We start from the raw sequence: 26,329 nt of genomic DNA, 5'->3' as shown, positions 1-26,329 counted from the left end.
AAGGAGCGGAAAACGTGGCGGAACGGAAAAAGCAGCGGCTAGCTACGATTGTGGGTGCTAATATCACCGCACGGCGAAGGCTCAAGGGCTGGAACCAAGCCGCTTTTGCCGAGCGGCTTGGAATTGGCGCAGACTCGCTCTCAAGGATTGAACGCGGACTTGTCGCCCCCCGCTTTCCTCGCCTGGAGCAAATGGCGGAACTCCTTGAATGCCCGGTTGCAGAGTTGTTTCAAACTCAGGAAGAGCGAGAACGGACAAGCCCTGTCGGCCCTTCAGTTGCCTTTAATACCATTGACCTTTGCACCAAACGCGAGGTCGTACTGATGGCCGAAAAGATCATTCAACTCATGCGTTCATGATTTTTTGCGTCAGTCAACGCTGGCCACAAAAATTATCCTTTTGAACAGATATGATAATTCTGCCAAAGCCTCCGCCTTATACGCGGAGGCTTTTGGTTTACGGTGATAAATTCAGGAGGATATATGAATTCTGCCTATCAATCACAGAACATCACGGAATTGGCCAAGGCCCTGCTCATGTGCAGTGGCAACTGCAACCCACTCTCAAAGATGCCGAAGAATTTTTACAACATCCAGGTATGTCAGTTTGAAGATCGTCATATTTGCATACCGTGACGCTCTTCTGGACGGCGGCATCTAGCTTTGTCAGTATCTAGTGTGTGGATGTGTCCTCCATCGAAAATATAAGCAAGGCCGGTTCGTGGCATTCAGGAAAAAGCGGCAAGAGTACGCGGAACAGGCCGGAAGACCTGAAAGCTGATATACCGATTATCCGAGTCTCGGCCTGCGACGGCCCCAACTCAACGAGGTGCGCGGTTCTGGGGCATCTTGCACTAGATCGTGTTCTGCGCCAGCCGCCCCTGCTCAATGATCTACTGCCGAAAAAGGGCTTGCTGGTGATGTGTGCCTACTGATACAGGCGCGCCCAAAGGACATTCTGCCGCAGGCTCAGGCTATCCGTGACAGTTTGGACGGTCGCAAACTTTGCATGATGGTGACGGAAGGAGAGCTGTCCGCTGCACTGGACCGTTTCAGAGAAGTACCGACCTAGTGATTTGCGACTCCCAGGTGGTGCACATGATTGACCGGGACATACCGCCAGCATCCCCATGGCCACCTTTTCCGTGCTCATGGCCCGCTTCAAGGAAGATTTACCCATACTGGCCCGTGGTGCCGCAGCACTCACGCGACTAAAGCCAGACGATGCGGTGCTGATTCAGGAAGTCTGCTTCCATCATCCGCAAAAGGATGATATCGCCCGTGTTAACCTACTGCGCCTGTTGCAAAAGCTGGCCAGAGGTGAATTGAGGATCTCATGGAGCGCAGGTAAGGAATTTTCGAAATATGACAGAGATTATAAAGCAGTACTGCGCTGCGGAGAGACGGTTTTCCTGAAAATTTGCGCTACCAAGTGTCGATCATTACATTAGGATATCACCAGTCCTGAATAGCTGGCAGACACAAGACAACAAGTATTACACTTCCGATATATTCCCAACCATAAAGCGATAGTACAAGGAGATCCGACGGCTCACCGTCGGATCTCCTTTATGATATATCAGTTGTCGGGCAAGTTCTCCTGCCGCTATGGCTGGAAGCCAGTATCAACAGGCCATCTAGGCATTTTTCCTCAAGATGATGCATGGTTCTGATTCCAGTGATCCGAAAAGCCAGCGGTTATGGTTTGGGTAGCATAAAAAATTTTTTAGTGTTATCCCTGTTCAATAATAACACGTTTTTAAAAAAAGTAACTTTTAGCGTCGGCGGCATGATCTTCCCGGCAATTTAAGACACGTTCCTATGCAAAGTACCGCAGATTTTCTTGCCCAACGCCGCCGCAAATATATTGCCCTGGCGGCCTTGCTCGGATTTGCCTGCGCAGCCCTTTTGCTGAGCCTCGGCCTTGGTCCCCATGGTTGGTCTCTGCCCCTTGCCGAAGTCCCGACCTCTGAATCGCGTATTTTCTGGCAGTTACGGCTGCCGCGCGTGATCATGGGCGCTCTTGCGGGCGGCGGACTCGCCATGGGGGGCATTCTTACCCAAGCGGTATTGCGCAATCCTCTGGCGTCTCCCTTTACTTTGGGCATTTCCTCCGGGGCCGCTTTCGGTGCGGCCCTGGTCATCGTGGGCGGTTCCTTCGGCATCTGGCACATGGCGGCCAGCGCCTTTCTTTTCGCAGCGCTGACCGCGCTGACGATCCTGGGCATAGCCAGCCTCCGGGGCAGCCGCCCCGAAACATTGATTCTGGGCGGCGTCGCCGTCATGTTTCTTTTTTCCGCCGCAACGTCGTTTCTGCAATATTTGGGCACGGAACAGCAGGTGCAGGCCATCGTCTTCTGGAGTTTCGGCAACCTCGGCCGCGTAGGCTGGCCGGAAATAGTCATGGCGGCAGGCATGATCCTACTGCCGCTGCCGCTGGCCCTGCGTCTGGCATGGGATTTCAATGCACTGGCAGCCGGGGAAGAGAGTGCGGCTTCCCTTGGGGTATCCGTATTACGCCTGCGGACCCTGGGCATCCTGGCCGCCTCCTTCATGACCGCCGGAGCCATCTGCTTCACCGGAGTGATCGGTTTCATCGGCCTGGTCGCGCCGCATGTGGCCAGATTTTGCCTCGGCGGCGACCACCGTCTGTTGCTTCCCGGCGCGGCCTTTTTCGGTGCCGGTCTGGTGATCCTTTCCGACACCGTGGCCAGAACACTTCTCACGCCGCAGATCATCCCCGTGGGCATTGTCACGGCATTTCTCGGCGTACCGTTCTTTTTCTGGCTTTTGCTGCGTCGCAGCCAATTACGGGAGGGGGACTTATAATGCCGTCCCTGTTGGAAGCGCGCACCCTCAGTTTTGGCTATTCCGGCCACGCGCCCGTACTTGACGCAGTGAGTCTGGCGCTGCGGCGCGGCGAGGTTTGCGCCCTGCTCGGCCCCAACGGTGCGGGAAAAACCACGTTTCTGCGTCTTCTGTTGGGCCTGCTGCGCCCCACTGGCGGCGAAGTTCTGTTGGAGGGCGTCCCCCTGCACAGCCTGACCGGCAGGAAGCGCGCCAAGCGCATGGCCTATGTGCCGCAAGAGGCTCTCCCCCGTTTTTCCATGACAGTATTCGACGCTGTGCTGCTGGGCCGCAAACCCCACATGCGCTGGGGTCCCGACAAAAACGACATTGCCCGCACAGGCGAAACGCTGGCCCGGCTGGGACTGGAATCCCTGGCACAACGCCCTCTGGAGGCGCTTTCCGGCGGACAGCGGCAAAAGACGGCTTTGGCGCGAGCCCTGGTGCAGGATACGGATTGGCTGTTGCTGGATGAACCGGTCAGCAGTCTGGATCTGCGGCATCAGATTGAAGTGCTGGATATGGCGCGCCGCGTGGCGGAAACGCGCAATCTCGGCGTGCTGCTTTCACTGCACGATGTGAATCTGGCCATACGTTTCGCACACACCATAGCGCTCCTTGCACCGTCGCCGCAAGGAGCGCGCCTCGAAGCGCACGGCGACCCGGCGGCGGTGCTTACGCCCGGACGCATGCGCGCTGTGTATGGCATAGCCATGCAGGCCTACCACGGAGAGGACGGGCAAGTTCCCCTGTGGTTTCCTTCTTCAACGCAATCGTAACTTGGGAGTGTTTCGTGAACTTTTGTCGCTCACTGTCAGCAGCCTGTTTTGCCGTCTGTTGCCTTGCCCCGTGGTCCACTGTCCAGGCAGAACCGGAGGATCCGGCGCAAGCGGAAATGAATCCCGTTGTCGTCACCGCTACCAGAACCAAACACAGCCTTGGTGACGTCTCCGCAGCGGTATCGGTCGTTACCCGCAAGGAACTTGACCGGATCCCGGCCCAGAACGTACTGGACGTCCTGCGGACCATGTCGGGCGTCACTGTGGACAGCGACCGCAGCGTTTTCGGCAGCAGCACCTATAATAAGGTCATCATTCGCGGCATGGGCGGCAACACCCAGGGACGGGTGCTGGTACTGGTGGACGGCATGCCTGCCATGCCTGCGGGAACAAACATTTTCGAGTGGAACAGCATCAACCTGGATGCCGTGGAGCGCATTGAAGTGGTGCGCGGGCCGTCGTCTGCGCTTTACGGCTCCAGCGCCATGGGCGGCGTTATCAACATCATCACCCGCACCCCGCCCAAGGAGGGCTTCACCGCCACCCTGGACACCAAGTACGGCAGTTATAACACTTGGGATTCCAGCCTGTATCATGCCGGAGCGGTGGGGAAATTCAATTATTCCCTTTCCGGCAGCTATCTGACCTCCTACGGCTTCAACGGCATCCCGGAGCACAGCTCCAAGGCCGCCAGCAATCAGAAGCCCGGCTATAATGACGACGGCACCGGCGTGCGCAACGTCACGGGCGCGGCGCGTGTGGGTTATCGCTTTGACGACACGGCCGACATCACGGTCAATGCCGATCTGGCCTCCAATCTGCGCACCGGGCAATACAATTTCGACGATGACTACCGCCTGTACGAGTACCACAAAACAGGTTTCGGCCTGCGCCTGCACAAGGACTTCGGCGTAGTGGACAGTTCCCTGGCTCTCCGCGCGGACTTTCTGCACACGGATTACGACAGTATAGTAGGCACACGTGTGGACTATACTTCGCCTACCAGGCAGGAACAGTACAATCTTGACCAGCAGAATACCTTCGCCTGGGGAGAACACCAGCAGATCACCATGGGCGTTGCCGCCTCATACGGACGCTCGGATCAGGATCTGGATTATTCCCATCTCTCCACCTACAAAGACCGCATCCGTGAAAAAGGAGGCAGCCAGTATACCCTGGCCGGTTACATTCAGGATGAAATCAGTCTGTTCGGCAACACTGTGCAGATCATTCCCGGCCTGCGCTACGACATCATCGGCACGGACGGCTATGACAAGGATTCCACCAGCAAGGTACGCAATTGGCGCAAAGAGTACGGCGTTGAAGTGGACAACCGTCTCACTCCCAAACTGGGCCTCCGCGTGAATCCCTGGGACGGCCTGCTTGTTTTCCGCGCCAATTACGGCGAGGCCTTCCGCTCCGCCAGCCTGGACGAACGCTTCGGCGAATATGTTTACGGCAGCACCTTGTATAAAGGCAGCCCCGACCTCAAGCCCGAACTCTCGCGCACCCTGGATGCGGGTTTTGATTTTTCGCCGCTCAAGGAACTGACCTTTGGCGTCACAGGCTACATCACCTGGGCCGAGGATTATATCGCCTCCATCAAGGACGACACAAAGACAGGTGATTACTTCATTTCACAAAAGCAAAACATCGACAGCGTACAGATCACCGGTCTGGAAGGCGAGGCCAGTTGGAAGGCCACGGAGTATTTCACCCTGTTTGCCAACGGCACCATTCTGAACCCGCAGATCACTTCCGGACAATACAAGGGCAACCAGATTCCCTTCACCCCCACTTCCAAGGCCACCGTGGGATTTACTTTCGCTCACCCGGACTGGTTCACCCTGCGTGTGGGCGCCACCTGGACCGGTCCCATCTGGACGGATCAGGCCAATATGGAGGCCAATCAGGAAGGCAATTTCTGGCTGGGCGAAGTGCGCATTTCAAAACGCTTTGACCTCCAGGACTGGTGGGTGGAACCCTACGCGGAACTGCTAGCCGCTACCACCAAGGAAGAGGTGCGTTATACAAATACGTCCCGCATTCCCACCAACATGGCCTTTGTGGGTATAAAAGCAGGATTTTAATGCTTGAGATCCGGGAGGGGCATGTCCGGAGGCGCAATATAATGGAAATACCAACGATTCTGACCTGCATTGTCTGGTCAAGCCATGCCGCCATGCTGCGGGAGGCGGCGAAATCCCTGGGGGAAGGCGTTGCCGTTCGCGTGTTCTGTTCGCGCGACCTTGAGGAACGCCCGGAAGACTGCATTCAGGCCGTTGAGGATGCCGGGGCCGTCTTTGTATTCCGGGGATCTGACACAGTCTGGAACACACTGGACGATCCCCTGCGCGGGGCCGGAGAACATCTGCCGGTGATCTGCGTCGCTTCGGACCCCGCAGCCTGGGCATTGTCCTCGGTGTCGCCGCAGGAGGCAGAAAGGGCCTACCGCTATCTGTCCTACGGCGGCGCGGACAATACGGAAACCCTGTTGCGCTTTATGAAAGCACTCGCTCGCGGCGACGATATCGCCACGCTGCCAGAACCGCGCGCCATGCTCTGGGAAGGACTCTGGCACCCGGACGCGCCAGTGCCCGCTTTTGACGGTGTCAGCGCCTACCTTGACTGGTATGCGGGACATGCGGAACAGAAAGGGCTGTGCGGGGACACGGTGGGCCTGCTTTTCGGACGGCACTACTGGGTCAACGCCATGACCCAAGCGGAAGAATCCCTGGTACGCGCTCTGGAAAATAAAGGGCTGCGCGTTCTGCCCGCCTTCGCCAATGCTTTGCGCGATGCGGCGCTGGGCAACAGGGGAGGGACCAGATGGGCCAAGGAAGTCTTCCTTGATCCACAGGGGCAAAGCCGGGTGGATGCCCTGATCAAACTTCTGCCCTACTTCTCCCGCGAAAAGGGCATGGAAGAGGAAGCCCCTGCCTTTGTGGGCGACGATTCCCCGGCCAGGGACAATGTACGCCTTTTCCGTCGGCTGGGTGTGCCGGTTTTCCAACCGGTATTTTCATCCTCAAAAACAGTGGAAGCTTGGCAGGCCGACCCACAGGGGCTCGGTTCTGAAGTGGCTTGGGCTGTGGCCTTGCCGGAATTTGAAGGGGTTGTGGAGCCATTTTTTCTGGGCGGCACAGTCCCGGAAAAAAGTCTGGGCGATGTGGCCTACCGCATGCCCCTGCCGGAACGTGTGCAGCGTCTGGCGGCCCGTGTGGAACGCTGGCTGCGCCTGCGCGATAAACCCGTGGCACAGCGGCGCGTGGCTTTCATTCTACATAATGATCCCTGTTCCTCGGCCGAGGGCACCGTGGGCGGCGCGGCCGGACTGGACACGCCGGCTTCGTTGCATGCCCTGCTGCGCGACATGCGCGACGCCGGCTATGCCGTTGCAGTGCCGGAAAGCGGCGAGGCCCTGATGCGCATGATTCTGGACCGCAAGGCCGTCAGCGAGTTTCGCTGGACCACGGCGCGGGAAATAGAGGGCAAGGGTGGCATACTGGCGCGCGTGCCTCTGGCGCAATATCAGGAATGGGCCGCCGCCTGGCCCGAAGAAGTACGCCGCCGCGTGGACGAGGCATGGGGGCCTCCCGGACAGGGCAAGGACGGTCAGCCTCCGGCCATGACCCTTGACGGACATCTGCTGGTGACGGGCATCTCTCTGGGCAATGCCGTGGTTTGCGTGCAACCCAAACGCGGTTGCGCGGGTTCCCGCTGTGACGGCCAGGTCTGCCGCATCCTGCACGATCCGGATATTCCTCCCCCGCACCAGTATCTGGCCACCTACCGCTGGTTGCAGGACGGTTTCGGCGCGGATGCCGTCGTACATGTGGGTACCCACGGCACGCTGGAATTTCTGCCGGGAAAGGCCGTCGGACTTTCCGCCGCCTGTCTGCCCGACACGACACTTCACGAAGTGCCGCACCTCTACATCTATAACGCCGACAATCCAGCCGAGGCCGTGATCGCCAAGCGTCGCGCCTATGCCACGCTGGTCAATCACATGCGCCCGCCGCAGGTAACCGGCGGGCTTGATGAAAAGCTGGAGGCCCTGGACAATCATCTGGGACAGTGGGCGGAAGTCCGCAGGCGCGATCCGTCTCGTGCGCATCAGTTGGAGCATCTGGTGCGCGAGGCCGCGCGGTCCGCCGGACTGGCCGATGTGGAAAAAGATCTGCTGCAAAAGAATCCACAGACGGATTTCGCTATCCTGGCGGCCCGGTTGCATGAGACGTTGGACCTATTGCGTACGACCAGGGTGGACGTCGGCCTGCACGTGTTGGGAGAACTCCCGACGGACAAAACGCGGGCGGACTTCATCTATACCCTCCTGCGGCACGATACCGGTAATCCGTCGAGTCTGCGCCGCCTGCTCTGCGCCTTCAACGGGTTGGATTTTGACGCTCTGTCGGCCCCTTCCGCAGAACTGGAATCAGCCTCTGAACCGGATCGTGGAACCTTGTTGCAGCGTCTGGATGAGGAAGGGGCCGCTTTTACCGCAGTCTTGCTGGAACTGTTGCCCCTGCCTGCCGGGGAAGCCGATGCGCGGCTGGCGGCACTGATGCCGGACCTTCCCGCGTCCTTGCGCGGCGCATTGCGCGGGTTGCTCACACGCGTCCGCGACCTGGCGGCCCGTCTGGACGCCTCAGAGGAACGCGCTTCCTTTCTGCACGCTCTGGCCGGGGGATACGTGACGCCCGGTCCGTCCGGTCTGCTGGCGCGCGGACGTGACGACATTCTGCCCACGGGCCGCAATTCCTATACCCTGGATCCCCGCCGCCTTCCCACGGAAGCGGCTTGGCGCGTGGGGTGCAACCTGGCGAACGGCATTTTGGACAAGCATCTGAAGGAAGAAGGCCGCTATCCTGAAAACGTGGCCATGTTCTGGATGTGCAACGACCTGATGTGGAGCGACGGCGAAGGCCTGGGCCAGTTGCTGGCCCTGCTGGGAGTTCGGCCAGTCTGGCGCGGCGGAGTGGTCGACGGACATGAGGTCATCCCCCTGAAGGAACTTGGCAGACCGCGCATCGACGTTACCGTGCGGGTCTCCGGCCTGTTGCGCGACTCCTTTCCCGAGGCCGTGCGCTTTCTGGACAATGCTGTACAGGCGGTGGCGACGCTGGATGAGGATGATGAGGGAAATTCCGTGCGCAAGCACTGCCGTGAACGCCTGAAGCAGTGGCAACAGCCGGAAGAAGATCAGAGCGCCTGGCGTAAGGCTACATTGCGCGTGTTTTCTTCCCGTCCCGGCGTCTACCAGGGCGGTGTTGATTTGGCGGTTCACGCGTCGGCCTGGCGTACGGAAGCGGATCTGGCCGACGTCTTTTTACGCTGGAACGGCTATGCCTATGGCAACGGCGTTTGGGGAGAGGAGGAGGTTCCCGCACTGACGGCCAGCCTTTCCAATGTGGACATCACCTACAACAAGGTGGTCAGCGACGAACACGACCTGCTCAACTGCTGCGCCATTTACGGCATTCACGGAGGCATGACGGCGGCCGCCTCGCATCTGAGCGGGCATCCCGTGCGGGTTTACTATGGCGATACGCGCGAACCCCGGCACGTGCGGGTGCGGGACATGGCCGATGAAATCCGCCGGGTGGTACGCGGTAAACTGCTCAATCCGCGCTGGATAGCGGGCATGAAACGCCACGGCTACAAGGGCGCGGGCGATATGGCCAAACGCGCCGGGCGCGTCTACGGCTGGGACGCTACCACCGGCTTAGTGGATGACGGAATTTTTGACGACATGGCGCGCACCTTTGTGCTGGATGCGGAAAACCGCGCCTTTTTTGAAGAGCACAATCCCTGGGCTCTGGAAGAAATCGCCCGCCGCTTGCTGGAGGCCCAGGCTAGGGGCGTATGGCAGGCCGACCCGGAAGTGCTGGACGCCCTGCGCCAGAACTATCTGGACATGGAGGGTTGGCTGGAGGAACGCACGGAAGCCTTCGGCAGCAGTTTTCAAGGCGGCGGCATAGACGTCATCGTGGCTCCAAACACAGATATGCAGGACAGTGAGGACAAGATATGAGCATGATCCGGCCGCATTCCTACCCGTTTTCCGCCATTGTGGGACAGGAGGCTTTAAAGGAGGCGCTGCTGCTCAATGTGGTCAATCCCGGCATCGGCGGCGTATTAGTGCGCGGAGAAAAGGGCACGGCCAAATCTACCGCGGTGCGGGCTCTGGCGGCCATTCTGCCCGAGATGGACGTGGTGCGGGGCTGTCCCTGCGCCTGCGACCCTGACGACGCGGACACGCTGTGCCCGCTGTGCCGTGAAATGCTTTCCTCTACCGGCGAATTGCCCAGGGAACAACGGCGGGTGCGCGTGACCGAACTGCCCGTGGGAGCCGGCGAAGACCGCGTGGTAGGCTCGCTGGATATGGAAGCGGCCTTGGCCGACGGCCGCCGCCGTTTCGAGCACGGCCTGCTGGCCGCCGCAAACAGGGGCATCCTCTATGTGGACGAGGTGAACCTGCTGGACGACCATCTGGTGGACGTGCTTCTGGACGCTGCGGCCATGGGCGTAAATACCGTGGAACGTGAAGGGCTTTCATGGTCGCATCCGGCGCGTTTCACCCTGGTGGGCACAATGAATCCGGAAGAAGGCGAACTGCGGCCGCAATTACTGGACCGTTTCGGTCTTTGCGTGGAAGTGCGCGGCATGGCTGAGCCGGAACAGCGCATGGCTGTCATGACCCGTCGTATGGACTTTGAACGCGATCCGGTGGAATTTTGCGAACGCTGGCAGGAAAAGGACAGGACTCTAGCTGAAAGCGTCATGACGGCCCGCCGCCTGCTATCGGATGTACAAGCCGACGAGGCCTGCATGCGCGCCGTGGTGGAACAAGCCATTGCCGCCCAGGTGGATGGTCATCGCGCCGACATCGTTATGCTCAAAACCGCTAAAACCCTCGTGGCCCTGGATGGGCGCAGGGAAGTCCGGCTGGAGGACGTGCACAAAGCGGCCTCTTTGGTCCTTCCGCACCGGATGCGCCGCAAACCTTTTGAGGCGGTGGGCGGGACTCGCCCATGAACGCGGCAGCGCCCTCACGGCATCTGTTTCCCTTTACTGCGCTGACGGGCCAGCCCCTCATGCGCCGCGCGTTGCTGGCAAACGCACTGTGCCCGGATATCGGCGGCGTCTTGCTGCGTGGTCAGAAAGGCACGGCGAAATCCACGGCGGTGCGTGCACTGGCGAAACTTTTGCCGTCTGTTTCCGTGGTGGCGAACTGCCCGTGGCGCTGCTCTCCGCAGGGTCCGCTCTGCCCGGACTGCGCGCGGGCGGCGGCAAGAGGTCCCTTGCCTGTGGATGTCGTATGCGCTCCCCTTATAACGCTGCCGCTTTCCGCCACGGAGGACAGGCTGACAGGCGGCCTGGATACCGAAGCGGCTTTGCGTGGCGGTCGGCGCGTGGTTCAGCCGGGCCTGCTGGCAGCCGCCCATCAGGGCATGCTGTATGTGGATGAAATCAATCTACTCCCCGACCAGCTTGTTGATTTGCTGCTGGATGTCTGCTCCAGCGGCGTCAACAAGCTGGAACGCGACGGCTGTACTGTTGGACATGCCGCCTGTTTTGCCCTGATCGGGAGCATGAATCCCGAAGAAGGCCCCCTGCGTCCGCAACTACTGGACCGTTTCGGGCTGTGCGTGGATGTGCTGGCCCCGGAAGATCCGTTCCTGAGACTGGAAATCCTGCGGCGGAGAGAAGCCTTTGACGCCGCCCCCGTACTGTTCAAGGCACAATGGGAGACGGCTCAAAAGGCTCTGGCCGACCAACTGCGAGAGGGGCGTAATCTGCTGCCCGGACTGCGTGTGCCGGAAGCGCTTCTGAGAGATATTGTCCTGTTGGTCGCGGAAGCGCGTTGCGCCGGGCACAGGGGTGAGCTGGCACTGTTGCGCACAGCGCGGGCTCTGGCCGCGCTGGACGGCTGTACTACCGTACGCGGCGAGCATGTGCAGGAAGCCGCTGTCATGGCTCTGACTCACCGGCGGCGTATGAGCGCTCCTTCCGCCCATGAGTCGAAAGAACGCAAGGAAGCGCCAAAGCCGGGACAGGAGAAGCAGCGAAAGGCAGATGGACAAACCCTCCACGGGCAAGCTCAGCCTCCCGACATAGCGGGCGGGGATATCGTTGGCCGTGATGGGATATCCCACGAGCCTGACCTTCCGGCAGGCACGGAGCGCGAACAAATTTTCGCTGCGGGCAGTCCCTATCAGGTGAGGCCGCTGCGACCGCCCATGGACAAACGTCTGCGTAACGGCTCCGGCCGCCACAGCCGGACGCGTACCGCGCAGAAAAGTGGACGTTGCGTCGGTTATTCAGCGCGTCCGCTCCTGCAAGGCATGCCGCCGGACATAGCTCTGGAACCCACAATCCGGGCCGCAGCCCTGCGAATAGCCGTGCATGAAGAAAACATCAGGCCGCCTCTGCGTGTGCGTGTACGACCTGATGATTGGCGCTATAAACGTCGAGAACGTCATATGGGCAATCTCATTGTCTTCGCCGTGGACGCCTCCAGCTCCATGGGCGCAGCCAGCCGCATGCGTGAGGTCAAAAGCGCCGTCCTGTCTCTCCTGCTGCATGCCTATCAAAAACGGGATCAGGTTTCGCTGGTGGCCTTTCGCGGCCAACGGGGCCAAACGCTGCTGCAGCCCACAGGCAGCGTAGAACTTGCTTCAAAGGAACTGCAGGATCTGCCTACCGGAGGGCGCACGCCTCTTGCCGACGGCCTGAGGGAAGCCAGACGCGTTATTGGCAACGCCTTGCGGAAAAATCCGGACACCCGGCCGATTCTGGTCGTTATTTCAGACGGCAGAGCTAATGTTACGCCTTCCCTGGAGACAGGTTCGGCTCTGGACGCAGCTTTGGACGAAGCCCGCCGTATCGCACGGGATGCGCGCGTGTATTCTCTGGTCGTTGACGTGGAGCAGGGAGGACTGCTGCAGTTCGGCCAAGCCCGGCAACTGGCGGAAGTCATGGGAGCTGGATATCTGCCGGTGGAGGCTCTGCGCGCCTCCACACTGATGGGCCTTGTACGGAGCATCGCTGAATGATGCTGCAGAAAACACTCTTATACTGCTGTCTGTGGCTGTTGTTTTGTGCCTCACAGATCCAAGCTGCGACGCGCCTTGTTGTTCTTCCCGTAGACGCGCTAGAGGTGGTCCGGCTGCTGGGCGGCATGGCTCAGGTGGTGGGCGTTTCCCAGCATGCCGCCGAACGAAGCGCACTTTTGCCGGAAGCAGCAAAAATCCCCGGCGTCGGCAAAGGATTCTCACCAAATCTTGAGGCCATCGCGGCTCTGGGGCCGGATGTGGTGGTGACTTGGAAAGGCTATCCTGGCCCGGAACTGGAGCGCCGTCTTGAACCCTTTGGCATCCGCGTTCTACGTCTGGATATGCATTTGCCGGAAAACCTGACGTGGGGCGTGCATGCTCTGGCCGAGCTGCTGGGAGAGAAAGCCGTTGCCAGAGGAAAAGACTACCTGAACTGGGTCCGGCAAGCGGAAGCGCGCCTGCATGCAAGTATCCCCGCAGGCGTGGCACAGCCAGCCGTGCTGGCCGAGCATTTTGCGCCGGATCGGTTGGCGGGTCCCGGTTCTGCCCTTTTTGAGCTGACATTGAAAGCGGGAGGGCGCAACCCGGCAAGTCGATTGCACACGGCCTCATCGCCGGTCAGCATGGAATGGGTCGTGGAGCAACACCCCGATGTGGTGATTAAAAGCGTTTCTCTTTCCTCACTGGATACCCAAAAAGGACTTGAGCAATTGAAAAAAGCGCGTGCGGAGCTGTCGGCTCGTATCGGCTGGCAGGATGTGCCCGCCGCCCGAGACGGTCGGGTATATGCCATTTCAGCCGACATTCTGGGCGGCCCACGCTGGGTAGTGGGCATGGCGGCGCTGGTGGAGGCATTTTACCCCGAAGCGGCATGCAAAACCAATGCGCAAGCTTTGCACAAAGAGTATCTGCATCTGTTCCAAGAAGACAGCGCGGGAGGCGCTCTTGCTGTCCCTTAATCCGCTTCCTCCGGCAAAGCGGAAAGAAATCCCGGCAGTGCTGGCAATGGGACTTTCATTTCTGCTGCATGGGGTTCTGGTCGTCAGTCTGTTGGCGGCGGCTTTGGCTCTGCCGGACTATCTGCCGGTGCAGTCCGGCGGCGTATTGACGGTCAGCTGGGCTCCTGCGGGAACCGGGACCGCCGGTAATACGGATATGGCGAATTTGCCGGACCGGACCAGTCCGCAGTTGCCGGAACAGGCCGCAAAGGCAACGGCTACCGCTGAGGAATCTTCTGCCGTTGAGGAACAGAAGCCGGAACAGGCTGTGCCAGTCCGGCAGACCGTGCAGCGCCGGGAACATGTCAGAAAAAACAAAACCGCCGCAAAGCCCCGTCATAAAAAATTTGAAAAAGAACCAATTGTGCCGCCTGTGAAAACCTCCGGGCACCGTTCTATAGAAAACGCGGCGAAACAGCAGCCAACGGAGAAACAAGGCGGCCTAGGAACAGACATACCCGGCATGGTCCCGATAGAGGGTACACCACAGCCGCAGGTTATGGCCTGGAATGCTGGCGGCGGCCCCCGCTTCCTGCGGCAGGCTCCATTGCGCTACCCGCGCGCGGCGCAACGACGCAACCTGGAAGGCAAGGCCGTGGTGGAAGCTTATCTGGATGGGGAAGGCAAGCTGCTGCGCGCCCGTGTAATACGGACCGACCATGCGGACTTCGGCGCGGCCGCGCTGAACTGCATACAGGCATCCACCTTTGCGCCTGCCCGTATCGAAGGCAAACCTGTTCCCTGCGTGGTGCTTATTCCCATGCTCTTTGTTTTGAAAGAATAGCCGGTAAAGCGCAGAATAGCGGCTTCTGTCATTCTACAAATTCTGTCGATATATTATTTCTCTGAAAGAGGAAGGTGATGTCTTCTAAGCTCTTGCCCGCCATGGCAGGAGCTTTGACTTTCTGTGGCAGTAATCAGGAGGAAAATATGAATGTCACATGCCACTCATTAGAGATTACGGAATTGGCCAAGGCCCTGCTCAATGTACAGCGACAACTTCAACCAATCCCAAAGGATTCGGAAAACCCTTTCACCAAATCCTGGTATGCCAGTCTGAAGAGCGTCATGGCCGCGTGCCGTGCCGCTCTTCTCGATAACGGCATCTGGCTTTGTCAGTACCCGGTGCCGGTAGATGAGCCCGGTTGCCTCGGCCTCGTCACCAAGCTCACACATGCAGAGTCCGGTCAGTGGCAGAGTTCGTTGGCGGTGGTTCCGCTGCCCAAGGCCGATCCGCAAGGTATGGGATCGGCCATGACATATCTTCGCCGCTATTCCCTGACCGCCATGCTGGGCATGGTGACCGAGGATGATGACGGAGAGGGGGCTAAAACGGGACAAAAATCGGGCGCTCGCGCGAAACGGGCCACAAATTGCCCCCAGTCGCAAAAAGTACAAAATTACTGCCTGTCACAAGGGAAGGAAGATTCGAAGGCCGCAAACGGCCCGTCAGCGCGACTTGAAAATCTGCCCCAACTGGAGGGAATCGCATACCAGGTCGTAACGGCTCAGGACGGGCGGGACTGCATCATTGCCACGGGCAATACCCAGTCCCGAAAGGAAATTCTCTCCGGCGCGGGCTTTCGTTGGAACGCGCAACGCAAGGTCTGGTGGAAATATGCCGATACCGCGTAAGTACAATCACACAGCACCACAATGAGAGGGCTGCCTTCGGGTAGCCCTCTTACTGTTTTATAACCAACAAAAATGGAGAACGAAAATGGAAGACACAAACAGAATCAGCATCAAATTCGCCGGTATGGATGGCTGGGCCAGAGCTGTTTTCGTCACACAGAAGGAGTGCGTCTATTACAAGTCTGTGGAATTAATGCCACACCCCAATTTCAATGAACTGCCGACCGAAGATAAAGAAATATTGCTGCGCAGCCTACACACGACAGACGAGTTCGACGGGGAGCCGGGTTGGCCTGTCCCCCATGAATATTTTGAGTTGGTGGAATAAGGAGGCGCTATGGATTCCTCGGACCGTGGCAAGGCCCTGCTGGAGTTGTTCCGGCAGGGCCTTGCCAATTATGGGCAACGGCAAACACAAGCCATGCTGGGCGACCGCACGGCTTACATCGGTATGAGCGACATCGCCCGCTATACCGAATGTCCTCGCGCGGCCGTGGCTGGTAAACTTTTGCCGCCAGGAACATCGCTGGGCCGCCTGCTCACATTAGCACGGGGACACTGGTTTGAGGACGGCGTGGGCCAATGCCTTGCGGCTCTGGGCCTGCATGTCCTGCCGCAACTGGAAATCCGGCATACATATCGGGGCGTGCCCATCCGGGCTCATCTGGACTTCACTCTGGTCTGGGAACTCCCTCGACCAGCAGTACGGATTTTGGAAGTGAAAAGCATGGAACAGCTTCCGGCAGATCCCTATGCCGCGCATGAACTACAAATCAGCGGGCAGACGGGTCTGCTGCGCCGGCTCTGGAACAAGCCGACCTTCAGCCTGCGGGATAAGAACGGCAGAATTTTGCATGACAATCTGACCTTCCCGCAGATCTGCCGTGAACATCTGGGCCTGGCGTTCCCGGATTCCGTGCGTGACGTATCGCTGGAAGGCTGGCTGCTCTGCCTCTCCATGAAAGAGGCCAGGGCGTTCGGTCCTTACGGCTATGATGCCGAATCACTGGCGAATATATTCACGCAGGCGCGGGCGTTCTGGGCACAGCTACAAGACATCCGTACGGGGTCGCTCACGTTGGATGCTGTGCCCCATGCCCAGGGATTTCATCCCTTGTGTGCCTGCTGCCGGTTCAATGCGGATTGCCCCAAGTTCCCGCAGGGCGACTACCAACCTCAATGGCAACCAGCCCTCACCCGGCTGGACGCCCTCAAGCAAAGCCGCTCCACTCTGGATGCCGCGATCAAGGAAATGGAGGCCGCCCTCAAATTGGCTTGCCAACTTTCCGGCACACAGAACTGGATCAACACCGGACAGCACCGCTTCCGCTGCACAACCGCAGCCGGGCGACGCAGCCTGAATCGCGAAGCTCTGCATGACGAGCTGGCCGACATTTTCCGTTTTGAACATCTGGACGACATCGACGTGGATGCGCTCCTCTCCCGTTGTGAGCGGGAGGGAGCGGCTGCATCACGTCTGATCATCAATGCTATCAGCTGAAAAGGAGGAAATTATGGGCTATCGTTCTGAGGTGGGTCTGGTTCTGACCAGGGCGGGCGTGGATGTCCTGAACAAAAAACTGGCTGACCCGGAGGTATCCGAGGAAACACGCAAGGAAGTGGAAAGCCTGCTGGCCTATGCCGCGTATCATTATACCGACTCTGAAAGCGGCGCGGAAGTCTGGCTTTGGGATTGGATAAAATGGTACCCCGACTATCAGGACATCGCTTTGCTGGGGGCGCTGATGAATGAATTGGAGGATGAAGATTACCGCTTCATCCGCATCGGCGAGGAATACGACGATACCGAGGTTCGTGGCGGTTTCTGGGAGAATCCTTTCGGCCTGGAACTGAACAGAAGTATTGAACTGGGAGAGGCGGGATAAACAGGCACTTCCCTCAGCCTGTTGACCATCCGGCGTACGCTTCGTATCCTTGCTTTCATAAAGGAGATCGCCATGCCGCTGACCTTGGAAGAGATCGTCAAAATTGCCATAGAGAATCAGCACTTCATTCTTGAGCAGGAGCTGAAAAAAGGCGTGCCGCTGAACTACCTTGACGACAAGGGACAATATATCCTGCGTTATCCCAACGGATATATGGAAACAGCCACATTGCCGGAGACCCGACAAGCGGGATAATTCATGCCCAAGCTACTGTGCATCTGCGGCCCCAACGGCGCAGGCAAAAGTACATTTTCCCGCGCCATTTCCATGCAGGGAAATGTATTGGTCATTGACCCGGACAAGCTTGCTGCGGAAGGGCTTTCTCCCATCGCCGCCGGTAAAGCCGCCGCCCGTATGGCCCGCCTGTTTCTTCAGGAGGGCGTTTCATTTGCGCGTGAATCCACGTTGACCTCGCAATTTGATTTTACCCTGATGGAAGAGGCCAAACGACGCGGATATGAAGTGGAGCTTGTTTATATACGCCTGGCATCCGTTGCCCTGGCGCTGGAACGCGTTGCCGCGCGTGTGGCTCGTGGCGGACACGATGTTCCACCGCAGGATGTCGTGCGACGTTTTTCCCGGAGCCTGAAAAATCTGCCGAAGGCTGTGAGCTTGGCCGATAAGGTAACGATTCTGGATAATTCCTCCGGAAACTATACTAAATCCGAATGACTTGCGAACATACCGCGTAAAGAGCCCGGTTCCCTTTGAGGAGCCGGGCTCTTTACATTTGGGAGATCATTATGACCACACTGATTGATGAACTAAGCACTCTTCAACCCGCCGATCTGGACGCGGGCAACGTCTTCAGCGGCAAGGCTTCCGGTAAACTGGTCAAAGGTTACGCTCAGCCTTCGGCCTACACTCCGGCCATTGACCCGGCCTATATCTTCCATGAAGCCAGCCGGGACGTGATCGTCTGGTTCCTTGATCCGCAGGAACCGCTCTATGTCTTCGGTCCCACAGGCTGCGGCAAGACCTCCTGCATCAGGCAACTGGCTGCACGGCTCAACTATCCCGTTTTCGAGGTGACAGGCCACGGCAGGCTGGAATTCGCCGACCTGGTGGGCCATCTGACCGTCAAGAACGGCAATATGTCCTTTGAGTACGGCCCGCTGGCCCTTGCCATGCGCTATGGCGGATTGGCGCTCCTCAATGAGATAGACCTGACTTCCCCGGAGGTAGCCGCCGGTCTGAACGGAGTCCTGGACGGCTCACCTCTCTGCATTGCGGAGAACGGCGGTGAACTGATCACACCGCATCCGCTGTTCCGTTTCGCGGCCACGGCCAACACTAACGGCGGCGGTGATGAAACAGGCCTGTACCAGGGCGCCCAGCGCCAGAATCTGGCCTTTGCCGACCGCTTCATTCTCTGTGAAGTCGGCTATCCCGACCCTGCGGTGGAAGAAAAGCTGCTCCGCCAGCGCTTCCCGGCTCTGCCTGAGAATCTGTGCAAAACGATGGTGGATTACGCCAATGAGGTGCGCAAGCTCTTCATGGGCGAGTCTTCCCAGTCCAATCTGAGCAACAGTATTGAAGTCACCTTTTCCACACGCAGCCTGCTGCGTTGGGCGGATCTGACCGTACGTTTCCAGCCTCTGGCCAAACAGGGCATCCAGCCCGTGACCTACGCCCTGGACCGGGCGCTGGCCTACCGGGCCAGCCGCGAGAGTCGGGCCATGCTGCACGAGCTGGCACAACGGATCTTTCCTCGTCAGGAAGACCTTCCGGCCAGCCACGCCGCACCGGCATCAGAAATTGACGGCATCGCCTATGTCCAGCAGGGGCTGCATTCCTTGCTGAGAGCCGACCTCGCCCAACTCCCCACACAGCCATTCCTCCATCTGGACAAAGGCACTCCCTCCGGCGGCAAATTCTGGGGAGCCACTGCGACGCCGCAGGGACTCAGCCTGACTTGGGGGCGTTCCGGGACTACCGGGCAACGTATCAGCGTTGCGGTGGACCAATGCGCCGACCATAACCCCGTGCAAGAATTGCTCAACCGCGCCCTCAAGAAGCTGCGCGGGGGTTACATCCTCAATCCCAATGCAACCTTCATTCCCAAGGAGAACGCATAATGAACACGTCCCTGCCTTCCGACATCCGCATTCTGGACAATCTGCTGGCCCTGAATCTGGACATCAGCCTCTGGTCCGCCCGGCGGAAGATGAGTGCCGAGGATCTGGGCGGCGCGGAACTGCCGCCGGAAGATCTCGCCTCGCTGGGGTCCAAACGCATTGCCGACCCGGAAAGCCTGCGCATCTTTGGCACGCTCAAGGCGCGAGCTTTCAACTTCCTGGACCGGCACGGCGTCCGTTTCATGTCCGGTTGGGCCATCCCCGAAGACAAGGCCGGGGACATTGTGGAAGAGCTGATCCACATCCGGGAGGAATTCCTCAAGGCCAAAGCGGATTTTCTGGCCGATTACGATCAGTCCCTGGAAACTTGGCTCGCCAAACACAAGCAGTGGGCGGGCATCATCCGCAATTCCGTGGTGGGCTCGGACTATGTGCGCGCCCGCATGGATTTCCGCTGGCAATTGTACAGGGTGGCTCCTCTGGATGCGCATGAGAATCAGACCGCCGTTACCGAGGCCGGGTTGGCTGAAGAAGTGACCGGCCTGGGCGGCACGCTGTTCAGTGAAGTGGCCCGTTCCGCCGAGGAAATCTGGCGCAGGGTCTATGAGGGCAAGACCGAAGTGACCCACAAGGCGCTTTCTCCGTTGCGGACCCTGCACGGTAAGTTGACCGGGCTGTCCTTTGTGGAACCGCATGTGGCCCCGGTGGCGGAGATTATTGAAGCCGCGCTGAAGCGCATTCCGGTCAAGGGCACTATCACCGGCCCGGACCTGCTCATGCTGCAAGGTCTGGTTTGTATGCTCAAGGACAGCGGCACTCTGGTGCTGCACGCTCAGAAACTCATTGAAGGCTACGGCCCGGCCACGGTGCTGGACGCTTTGCTGTCCGGGGCCGGATCATCCACGTCCGGCGAACCGTCTGGTGTGGACAACATCGTGGATGGACAAGCGGATGAGGAGAACAGTTCGGATGACGCTCCGGTTTTGCCGGAGATTCCGGCCACTACGCCCAGTCCTGAGATCCCCAGCATGGGCTTGTGGTGATCACCATGAGCATCCGTCAAAAAGATATACTCAACTGCCTGCCGCTGCTGGCCTCCGTCCTGGGCGACCGGTACGGCGTGCAGGTGCGCATCGGCGGCAGCGGGGCTTACACGGACGGCAAGGTCATCCATATCCCGGCCCTGCCGCTGGATTGTGACACTACGGCATTGGCTCTGGCCAAAGGTTTCGTGGATCACGAAGCGGGCCACATCCGACATACGGACTTCCTTGCCATGAAGGCGGCGAATATGGATGCCGTCACCTTCAACCTGTTCAACAGCCTTGAGGACTGGCGGGTGGAAAAACGGCTATCAGCCATCTTTCCGGGCTGCCGACAAAACCTGAACCGGCTGATACGAAAATTCTTTGTGGACGGGGCGGAAGCACGGGCCGGGGCGCATACCCCGGCCCGTGCTGTTCTGGACTATGTGCTGCTGACCGTGCGGGCATGGGACGTACAGGAAGTGACACCGAGGCGGATGGTCGCGCGGGATTCCTTGCGCCGGGAATATCCCGGTCTGGCGGAAACGTTGGATGCGGTGCTGGTCAAGGTCCGTATCCATTGCCCGGACACAGGAACTGCCATCATGTACGCTCGGCAGCTGGCGGCCTGTATCCGGCAATGGGAACCCCGGCAAGAAGGAAGAGGTTCGAAGAGGGAGAACGTAAAATCATCGCCAAATGAGGATGAAAATCAGGCGCAATCCAACGAATCCCTCACGCAAACCACAGGAACCTCCGGGCTGGATTCCGCTGCCGTGTCCTCAGGTTGCGATGTGAATGTGAGCCGGACCGATTCGCCATGCCAAAAAGAACAAGATAATCGCTTAAATTCACAGGCAAAAACGAAACACAACAGAAGCGGAGGAAAAGCGCATGACAGAAAACAGGAATTGGAGGATTTGTTTACGGCTGATATGCGCAACATGCCCCGGAATCTGGGTGAGTTGCTGGCTGAAGGGCTCATGGAGCCCCCAACGCCAAACGCTGATAACAGCATGGAAGTAGCTGTTCTTGGTACGCGTTTTGTCCAGCCATTGCCTCCGGAAGAAAAAGTCGAAGCCCTATGGAACTGCAACGCCTTGCGCCAGCGTCTGCACGGACTTTTGCAGGCCCAGTCCTTACAGTATTGTGCCATCGGACGGCGAGGGAGATTACATCCCGCGAGCCTGCACCGCCTGAGCGTGGGCAACCCTCGAATCTTCCGGCGTGAATCCGTCCAGCTCGGCCTGAACACCGCCGTGCACATCCTCTTGGATTGCAGCGGAAGCATGAGCGGCCCGCCCATCAGGCTGGCCTGCCAAAGCTGCTATGCCGTTGCCAAAGCATTGGAGGGCATCAAGGGCGTCAATCCGGCGGTGACGGTCTTTCCCGCCATCAGCCGGGTGTCGGCCGTCTTTCCTCTGGTCCGCCACGGAGAGAACGTCTCGGAGAACTTCGGCATAACCGCTTCCGGCGGCACGCCCCTAGCCCCGGCCCTCTGGTGGGTGCTGCAAACCCTGCATGCGCAAGCAGAGGATCGGAAGATCACCCTCATCCTGACCGATGGCGTGCCAGATGTCGTTCCGCCCTGCAACTACGCTCTCCGCCAAGCGGAACGTCTGGGCGTGGAAATCTACGGCATCGGCATCAAGTCCAATGCCGTCAGCCAGCTTCTGCCGCAGCACAGTCGGGTCATTACCACGTTACAGGAACTGGCCCCAGCTATGTTTGAGATGTTACAGACGGCATTGTTCAGGGGAGGCAGTCATGATCGTACCCGTTGAGTTCTGTATTTTCTGCTGGAGGCGCTGGTTAAATTCTCATTCACAGGCGTACTGTCTGACACATTGCCCCAAACGGCGGCGCATCCCGCGTTGCTGAAACATAAGGAGGAACCATGAATCCCACGACCTGGATACCTGTGGCTATTGCTGTTCTGGAGGCCATCAGGGAAAACTGGAAAGAATAACCTGTCCCCCAATCACTATGGGAAGTGGGCTGGTCTAGTTTCCCATGGTTAATCGCTCGCAAAGGAGGCAGTATGAGTAATATGTGAGTTTTCATCGGCGGTGTCGCTGTCGACATTGCCGGACTGGTCACGACCGTCCCGGTCTGGGACAAACTGGAAAACGGTGCCGATTCCCCTGACGAGGAAATGGAAGAGACGGTACGGCTAGAGCTGACGGAAAGAGGTGATAAGAGGTAGGCTGATTGCAGGGCGAGACCCCAAAAGGGGGCCCCGCCCTGACGCCCTTACCTCCTTATTTTTTCGACGAAAGCATGACTTCACCGCGCTTGATACGGGGGCAATAGAGGGGGATTCTTTGCCATGATCTGTCCACCTCTGTCGCGAATGTGCTGCTGAGTGGTATCTATTTTCAACAAAAAGGTTGGAAATAGGGTTGGAAAAATTTTTGAACAAAATAAAAGCCCTTACGATTTTTATCGTAAGGGCTTAGTATTCCTGGTGGGTCGTGCGGGGATCGAACCTGCGACTCTCTGCTTAAAAGGCAGATACTCTACCTACTGAGTTAACGACCCATTGAGGGGGCCACCATAGCCGCTTGCCCCCGGAGTGTCAAGCCCGCCGCGCGGATTATGGCCGGGATGCGGCACAGCGCGCCTTGCCTCCGGGCAACGAGACTTACTCGCCCTTCTTTTCCAGTTTGGCCCAGGTATCGCGCAAGGTGGCCGTGCGGTTGAACACGGGCAGTTCCGGCGTGCTGTCCCTATCCTTGCAGAAATAGCCCAGGCGCTCGAACTGCATGGTCCGGCCCACCTCGGCGTCGGCCAGGGCCGGTTCCAGCAGGGCGCGCACCATGCGCAGCGAATCCGGATTGAGGTTGTCCAGAAAGGTCTTGCCCTCAGGCGCGGCATTGGGGTTTTCCACCGCGAAGAGCTGCTCGTAGAGGCGCACTTCCGCGGGCAGGGCGTGGGCCGCCGAAACCCAGTGAATAGTGCCCTTGACCTTGCGGCCGTCCGGGCTCTGCCCGCCCCGGCTCTGGGGGTCGTACACGCAGCGCAGCTCCTTCACATTGCCCGCCTCGTCCAGCACGGCCTCGCGGCAGGTGATGAAATAGGCGTAGCGCAGGCGTACTTCCGCACCGGGCGAAAGGCGGTGGAATTTCTTGGGCGGGTCCTGGCGGAAGTCGTCGCGCTCGATATACAGCTCGCGCGAGAACGGCACCTTGCGGCTGCCGTAGCCGGGGTCTTCCGGATGGTAGGGCATCTCGAATTCCTCCACCTGCCCTTCCGGATAATTCTCGATAACCACCTTGATGGGGTCCAGCACGGCCATGGCGCGCGGGGCTCCGGCATTGAGGTGCTCCCGGATGCAGAATTCCAGCATGGAATAATCCACAATGGAGTCGGCGCGGGCCAGGCCGATGCGGGCACAGAACTCGCGCAGGGCCGAGGGGGGCACGCCCCGGCGGCGCAGGCCGCTGAGGGTGGGCATGCGCGGGTCGTCCCAGCCCCGGACGTGCCCTTCCCTGACCAGCTGGATCAGCTTGCGCTTGGAGAGCACGGTATAGGTCAGGTTCAGGCGGGCGAATTCGATCTGCTGCGGGTGGTACACGCCCAGAGTGTCCAGCACCCAGTCGTAGAGCTCGCGGTTGTTCACGAATTCCAGGGTGCAGAGCGAATGCGTGATGCCCTCAAGCGAGTCGGACAGGCAGTGCGTGAAATCATACATGGGATAGATGCACCAGGCATTGCCCGTGCGGTGGTGCTCGGCGTGGCGGATGCGGTAGAGCGTGGGGTCGCGCATGACCAGGTTGGGCGAGGCCATGTCGATCCTGGCCCGCAGCACGCGCACGCCGTCCGGAAACTCCCCGGCGCGCATGCGGCGGAAGAGATCCAGGTTTTCCTCCACGCCGCGGTTGCGGTACGGGCTCTCGCGGCCGGGCTCGGTGAGCGTGCCGCGATATTCGCGGATCTCCTCGGCGGAGAGGTCGTCCACATAGGCCTTACCCATTTTGATGAGCTGTTCGGCGTATTCGTAGAGCTTTTCAAAATAGTTGGAGGCGTAGAATTCGCGGTCCTGCCAGTCCCCGCCCAGCCAGCGCACGTCCTCGCGGATGGACTCCACGTATTCGGTCTCTTCCTTGGTGGGATTGGTGTCGTCAAAGCGCAGATTGCAGAGGCCGCCGAACTCCTTGGCCACGCCGAAATTGAGACAGATGGACTTGGCGTGCCCGAGGTGCAGATAGCCGTTGGGCTCCGGCGGGAAGCGCGTGTGCACCTGGCCGCCGAAACGGCCGGAGGCGTTGTCTTCCTGAATCCGGGCGCGGATGAAGTCCACGCCGGGCTTGGCCGCTTCGTGGGCCGTGGCGTCATTGCCGGTCTGCATCGTGTCGGGCTTGCTGGTGGGGGCCATAGTGCGCTCCATGCGGAAGTGATAAACGGGAATTTGTAAAAATACGCCAAGCCGCGCCGAGGGTCAATGCGCGCCGGACCGCGACACCGGAAGCGACAGCCCTCAAAAACGCACGAGATCAGAACCGCGCCGCGCCGGAAAGACGGCAGGGCAGACGCATCTAAATTTTGAGAGCTTCAAGGAGGAAGTCGTCATTCAAGGATATTTTGAAGCGTTTACCCTTCAGACTTGACTTCCCGGGGATACGTCGCAGTAAATTCAGACAGATACTTCGCAGTGTTCCTAAATTCTTGGCTGCGTTACGGGTTCGTGCCCGACTTTGATCCTCGTTAAAAACGACATCCAGGCACCAGTGCAGTGAGTTTTCTATCTGCCAATGTGCACGAGCGCTTTGGGCGGCGTAAGATTCGCCCTGGGGCAGACTGCTTATGTAATAACGGCGGCTTGTTTCGACAGTATCTCCGTGCTCCCGTATGGATTCGATAAGCACAAAGCTCCGTAAGCCTGGCCATTCCGCCTTACCCGCGTGCCAATCAACGGAGGCTGACTGCCAGCACCGCCGAGTTTCAATTCGCCCATGGTCTTTCTCTACTTGTTCAAAACCTGGAGGCGATTGCCCGGAAAGATCATCCATATAGGCGCTTACCTCGTCAAATAATACTTGGTGGTTAGCCTTAAGCGCCAAAAGATAATCGGCTTTCTTTTCTATGGCCTTGGCTGCTACGGCTTTCTGGCAGTTAAGCGCATCTGCTGTAACGACACATCCCTTAAGATCCAGCATATCCATCAGTTGAGGAACAGCCGTTATTTCATTGCTTTTCTCCTCAACCGCCATTTGTCCGAGTACCAGACGATTTTCCACCGACCAGGCATTAAGCATGTGTAAGGCGTTGTTGGCCTTAGTCCCCGTGCGACGGTGCGTTTTGCCATCAAAGGCAACTATGTCGCCACACACCTGCTCACGCAGTCGCCGTGATAACTCCATAAGGCACTCCCCGAAACAGGAGGGGGAAATCGCCTGAAATACTCGGTTGAAGGTATCGTGACTTGGAACACTTTGCATGCCTATGTGCTTGCGTAGCCACTCTTGCTTGGCATGTGCATAATCTTCCATGTCATAGAAGCCCTCTGCGCCTGACAGGTACGAGCATAAGGAAATAAACAAAATAACTTCAAGACTATGTATCTTCGTCCGCTCTACCCGAGGATCAGGCAGTCCCCTAAAAATCGTCAGAATGAGTTCATGAGTTTCTTGCATGCCTCCTTTTTATAGACTTTTTTTAGATGCGTCTGCCCTGGGAAAGACGGCCCCCGCCCTTGACAGTAACGCCGGACTGGGCTAGCTTCCAACCTCACGGTTTGCCATTGTACATGCTGAACCATGCGGAGAGGTGTCCGAGCCGGCCGAAGGAGCTCGCCTGCTAAGCGAGTATACGGGCTTAAACCTGTATCGAGGGTTCAAATCCCTCCCTCTCCGCCACATACAGTCATAAAAACGGTGAGTTACTTTTCGAAGTAGCTCACCGTTTTTGTGTCCACGCTGAGTATGTTCTTGAGGAAAATTCTAACGAAGAAGCAAAAT

The 26,329-nt window shown here is 58.8% G+C and carries 21 protein-coding genes, 2 tRNA genes and 1 pseudogene; 21 read left to right on the top strand and 3 right to left on the bottom strand.

The features are described from left to right. The first annotated feature begins 14 nt into the window (after nt 1-14). The 20 genes and pseudogenes from AXF13_RS15320 (at nt 15) to AXF13_RS15235 (ending at nt 22,153) form a co-directional block, all read left to right on the top strand. Nucleotides 15-359, top strand: a complete 345-nt coding sequence (locus tag AXF13_RS15320) for a helix-turn-helix domain-containing protein (protein ID WP_062254529.1) — start codon at nt 15-17, stop codon at nt 357-359. Nucleotides 360-921: 562 nt separating this feature from the next. Beyond that, complete coding sequence (locus AXF13_RS17480; protein WP_223299940.1) at nt 922-1,071, top strand: hypothetical protein; 150 nt, start codon at nt 922-924, stop codon at nt 1,069-1,071. 58 nt (nt 1,072-1,129) lie between these two features. Then, nucleotides 1,130-1,450 (top strand): hypothetical protein, encoded by a 321-nt coding sequence (locus AXF13_RS17300; protein ID WP_150116200.1) that lies wholly within the window; start codon nt 1,130-1,132, stop codon nt 1,448-1,450. A gap of 370 nt (nt 1,451-1,820) precedes the next feature. After that, the gene (locus tag AXF13_RS15315; protein WP_062254527.1) at nt 1,821-2,828 is read left to right on the top strand and encodes a FecCD family ABC transporter permease; all 1,008 of its coding nucleotides are present in this window, start codon (nt 1,821-1,823) and stop codon (nt 2,826-2,828) included. Next, nucleotides 2,828-3,625: an ABC transporter ATP-binding protein gene (locus tag AXF13_RS15310; protein WP_083522133.1), complete on the top strand. Its 798-nt coding sequence runs from the start codon at nt 2,828-2,830 to the stop codon at nt 3,623-3,625. Before AXF13_RS15315 ends, AXF13_RS15310 begins: the two co-directional genes overlap by 1 nt. A 116-nt stretch (nt 3,626-3,741) precedes the next feature. Next, a complete protein-coding gene (locus AXF13_RS15305) occupies nt 3,742-5,715 on the top strand; it encodes a TonB-dependent receptor plug domain-containing protein (protein ID WP_062252366.1) in 1,974 nt (657 codons plus the stop codon). Nucleotides 5,716-5,756: 41 nt separating this feature from the next. Further along, on the top strand, nt 5,757-9,662 hold the full coding sequence (gene cobN, locus AXF13_RS15300) for a cobaltochelatase subunit CobN (RefSeq protein WP_062252368.1): 3,906 nt from the start codon (nt 5,757-5,759) through the stop codon (nt 9,660-9,662). After that, the gene (locus tag AXF13_RS15295; protein ID WP_062252369.1) at nt 9,659-10,666 is read left to right on the top strand and encodes a magnesium chelatase ATPase subunit I; all 1,008 of its coding nucleotides are present in this window, start codon (nt 9,659-9,661) and stop codon (nt 10,664-10,666) included. Before cobN ends, AXF13_RS15295 begins: the two co-directional genes overlap by 4 nt. Then, the gene (locus AXF13_RS15290) at nt 10,663-12,687 is read left to right on the top strand and encodes a magnesium chelatase subunit D family protein (RefSeq protein ID WP_062254525.1); all 2,025 of its coding nucleotides are present in this window, start codon (nt 10,663-10,665) and stop codon (nt 12,685-12,687) included. Before AXF13_RS15295 ends, AXF13_RS15290 begins: the two co-directional genes overlap by 4 nt. Beyond that, nucleotides 12,684-13,646: an ABC transporter substrate-binding protein gene (locus AXF13_RS15285; protein WP_062254523.1), complete on the top strand. Its 963-nt coding sequence runs from the start codon at nt 12,684-12,686 to the stop codon at nt 13,644-13,646. Before AXF13_RS15290 ends, AXF13_RS15285 begins: the two co-directional genes overlap by 4 nt. A 145-nt stretch (nt 13,647-13,791) precedes the next feature. Further along, nucleotides 13,792-14,469 carry an energy transducer TonB gene (locus AXF13_RS15280; protein WP_190276360.1) on the top strand — a complete coding sequence of 226 codons (678 nt, stop codon included), beginning with the start codon at nt 13,792-13,794 and terminating at the stop codon, nt 14,467-14,469. Nucleotides 14,470-14,615: 146 nt separating this feature from the next. Continuing rightward, nucleotides 14,616-15,320: an ERF family protein gene (locus tag AXF13_RS15275; protein WP_062254518.1), complete on the top strand. Its 705-nt coding sequence runs from the start codon at nt 14,616-14,618 to the stop codon at nt 15,318-15,320. Between the two features lie 85 nt (nt 15,321-15,405). Beyond that, nucleotides 15,406-15,648: a hypothetical protein gene (locus AXF13_RS15270; RefSeq protein WP_062254516.1), complete on the top strand. Its 243-nt coding sequence runs from the start codon at nt 15,406-15,408 to the stop codon at nt 15,646-15,648. Between the two features lie 9 nt (nt 15,649-15,657). Then, entirely contained in the window at nt 15,658-16,821 is a 1,164-nt protein-coding gene (locus AXF13_RS15265; RefSeq protein ID WP_062254514.1) for a hypothetical protein, read from the top strand. A gap of 13 nt (nt 16,822-16,834) precedes the next feature. Further along, nucleotides 16,835-17,206 (top strand): hypothetical protein, encoded by a 372-nt coding sequence (locus AXF13_RS15260; RefSeq protein WP_062254513.1) that lies wholly within the window; start codon nt 16,835-16,837, stop codon nt 17,204-17,206. Between the two features lie 72 nt (nt 17,207-17,278). Continuing rightward, nucleotides 17,279-17,461, top strand: coding sequence for a hypothetical protein (locus AXF13_RS15255; RefSeq protein ID WP_062254511.1), 183 nt, complete (start codon nt 17,279-17,281; stop codon nt 17,459-17,461). Between the two features lie 3 nt (nt 17,462-17,464). Continuing rightward, a complete protein-coding gene (locus AXF13_RS15250; RefSeq protein ID WP_083522131.1) occupies nt 17,465-17,938 on the top strand; it encodes an ATPase in 474 nt (157 codons plus the stop codon). Between the two features lie 71 nt (nt 17,939-18,009). Continuing rightward, nucleotides 18,010-18,981: pseudogene (locus tag AXF13_RS15245) on the top strand (AAA family ATPase); the annotation flags it as partial. A 362-nt stretch (nt 18,982-19,343) separates the two neighbouring features. Continuing rightward, complete coding sequence (locus AXF13_RS15240) at nt 19,344-20,387, top strand: DUF3150 domain-containing protein (protein ID WP_150116199.1); 1,044 nt, start codon at nt 19,344-19,346, stop codon at nt 20,385-20,387. Nucleotides 20,388-20,392: 5 nt separating this feature from the next. Next, nucleotides 20,393-22,153, top strand: coding sequence for a cobaltochelatase CobT-related protein (locus AXF13_RS15235; protein ID WP_150116198.1), 1,761 nt, complete (start codon nt 20,393-20,395; stop codon nt 22,151-22,153). 681 nt (nt 22,154-22,834) lie between these two features. Here AXF13_RS15235 and AXF13_RS15230 read toward each other — a convergent pair. The 3 genes from AXF13_RS15230 to AXF13_RS15220 form a co-directional block, all read right to left on the bottom strand. Then, nucleotides 22,835-22,910 (bottom strand) — tRNA-Lys (locus tag AXF13_RS15230). Nucleotides 22,911-23,013: 103 nt separating this feature from the next. Continuing rightward, nucleotides 23,014-24,720 (bottom strand): glutamine--tRNA ligase/YqeY domain fusion protein, encoded by a 1,707-nt coding sequence (locus AXF13_RS15225; RefSeq protein ID WP_062254953.1) that lies wholly within the window; start codon nt 24,718-24,720, stop codon nt 23,014-23,016. A 187-nt stretch (nt 24,721-24,907) separates the two neighbouring features. Continuing rightward, on the bottom strand, nt 24,908-26,005 hold the full coding sequence (locus tag AXF13_RS15220; protein ID WP_083521988.1) for an ISAs1 family transposase: 1,098 nt from the start codon (nt 26,003-26,005) through the stop codon (nt 24,908-24,910). A 127-nt stretch (nt 26,006-26,132) separates the two neighbouring features. On the opposite strand from AXF13_RS15220, the gene AXF13_RS15215 reads away from it, so the two are divergent. Beyond that, a tRNA-Ser gene (locus AXF13_RS15215) sits at nt 26,133-26,227 on the top strand. Nucleotides 26,228-26,329: the final 102 nt, after the last annotated feature.

The organism is Desulfovibrio fairfieldensis (assembly GCF_001553605.1).
Taxonomy (GTDB): domain Bacteria; phylum Desulfobacterota; class Desulfovibrionia; order Desulfovibrionales; family Desulfovibrionaceae; genus Desulfovibrio; species Desulfovibrio fairfieldensis.
Note: the sequence above shows the minus strand (reverse complement) of the source record. Positions and strands in the feature narration are given on the sequence as shown.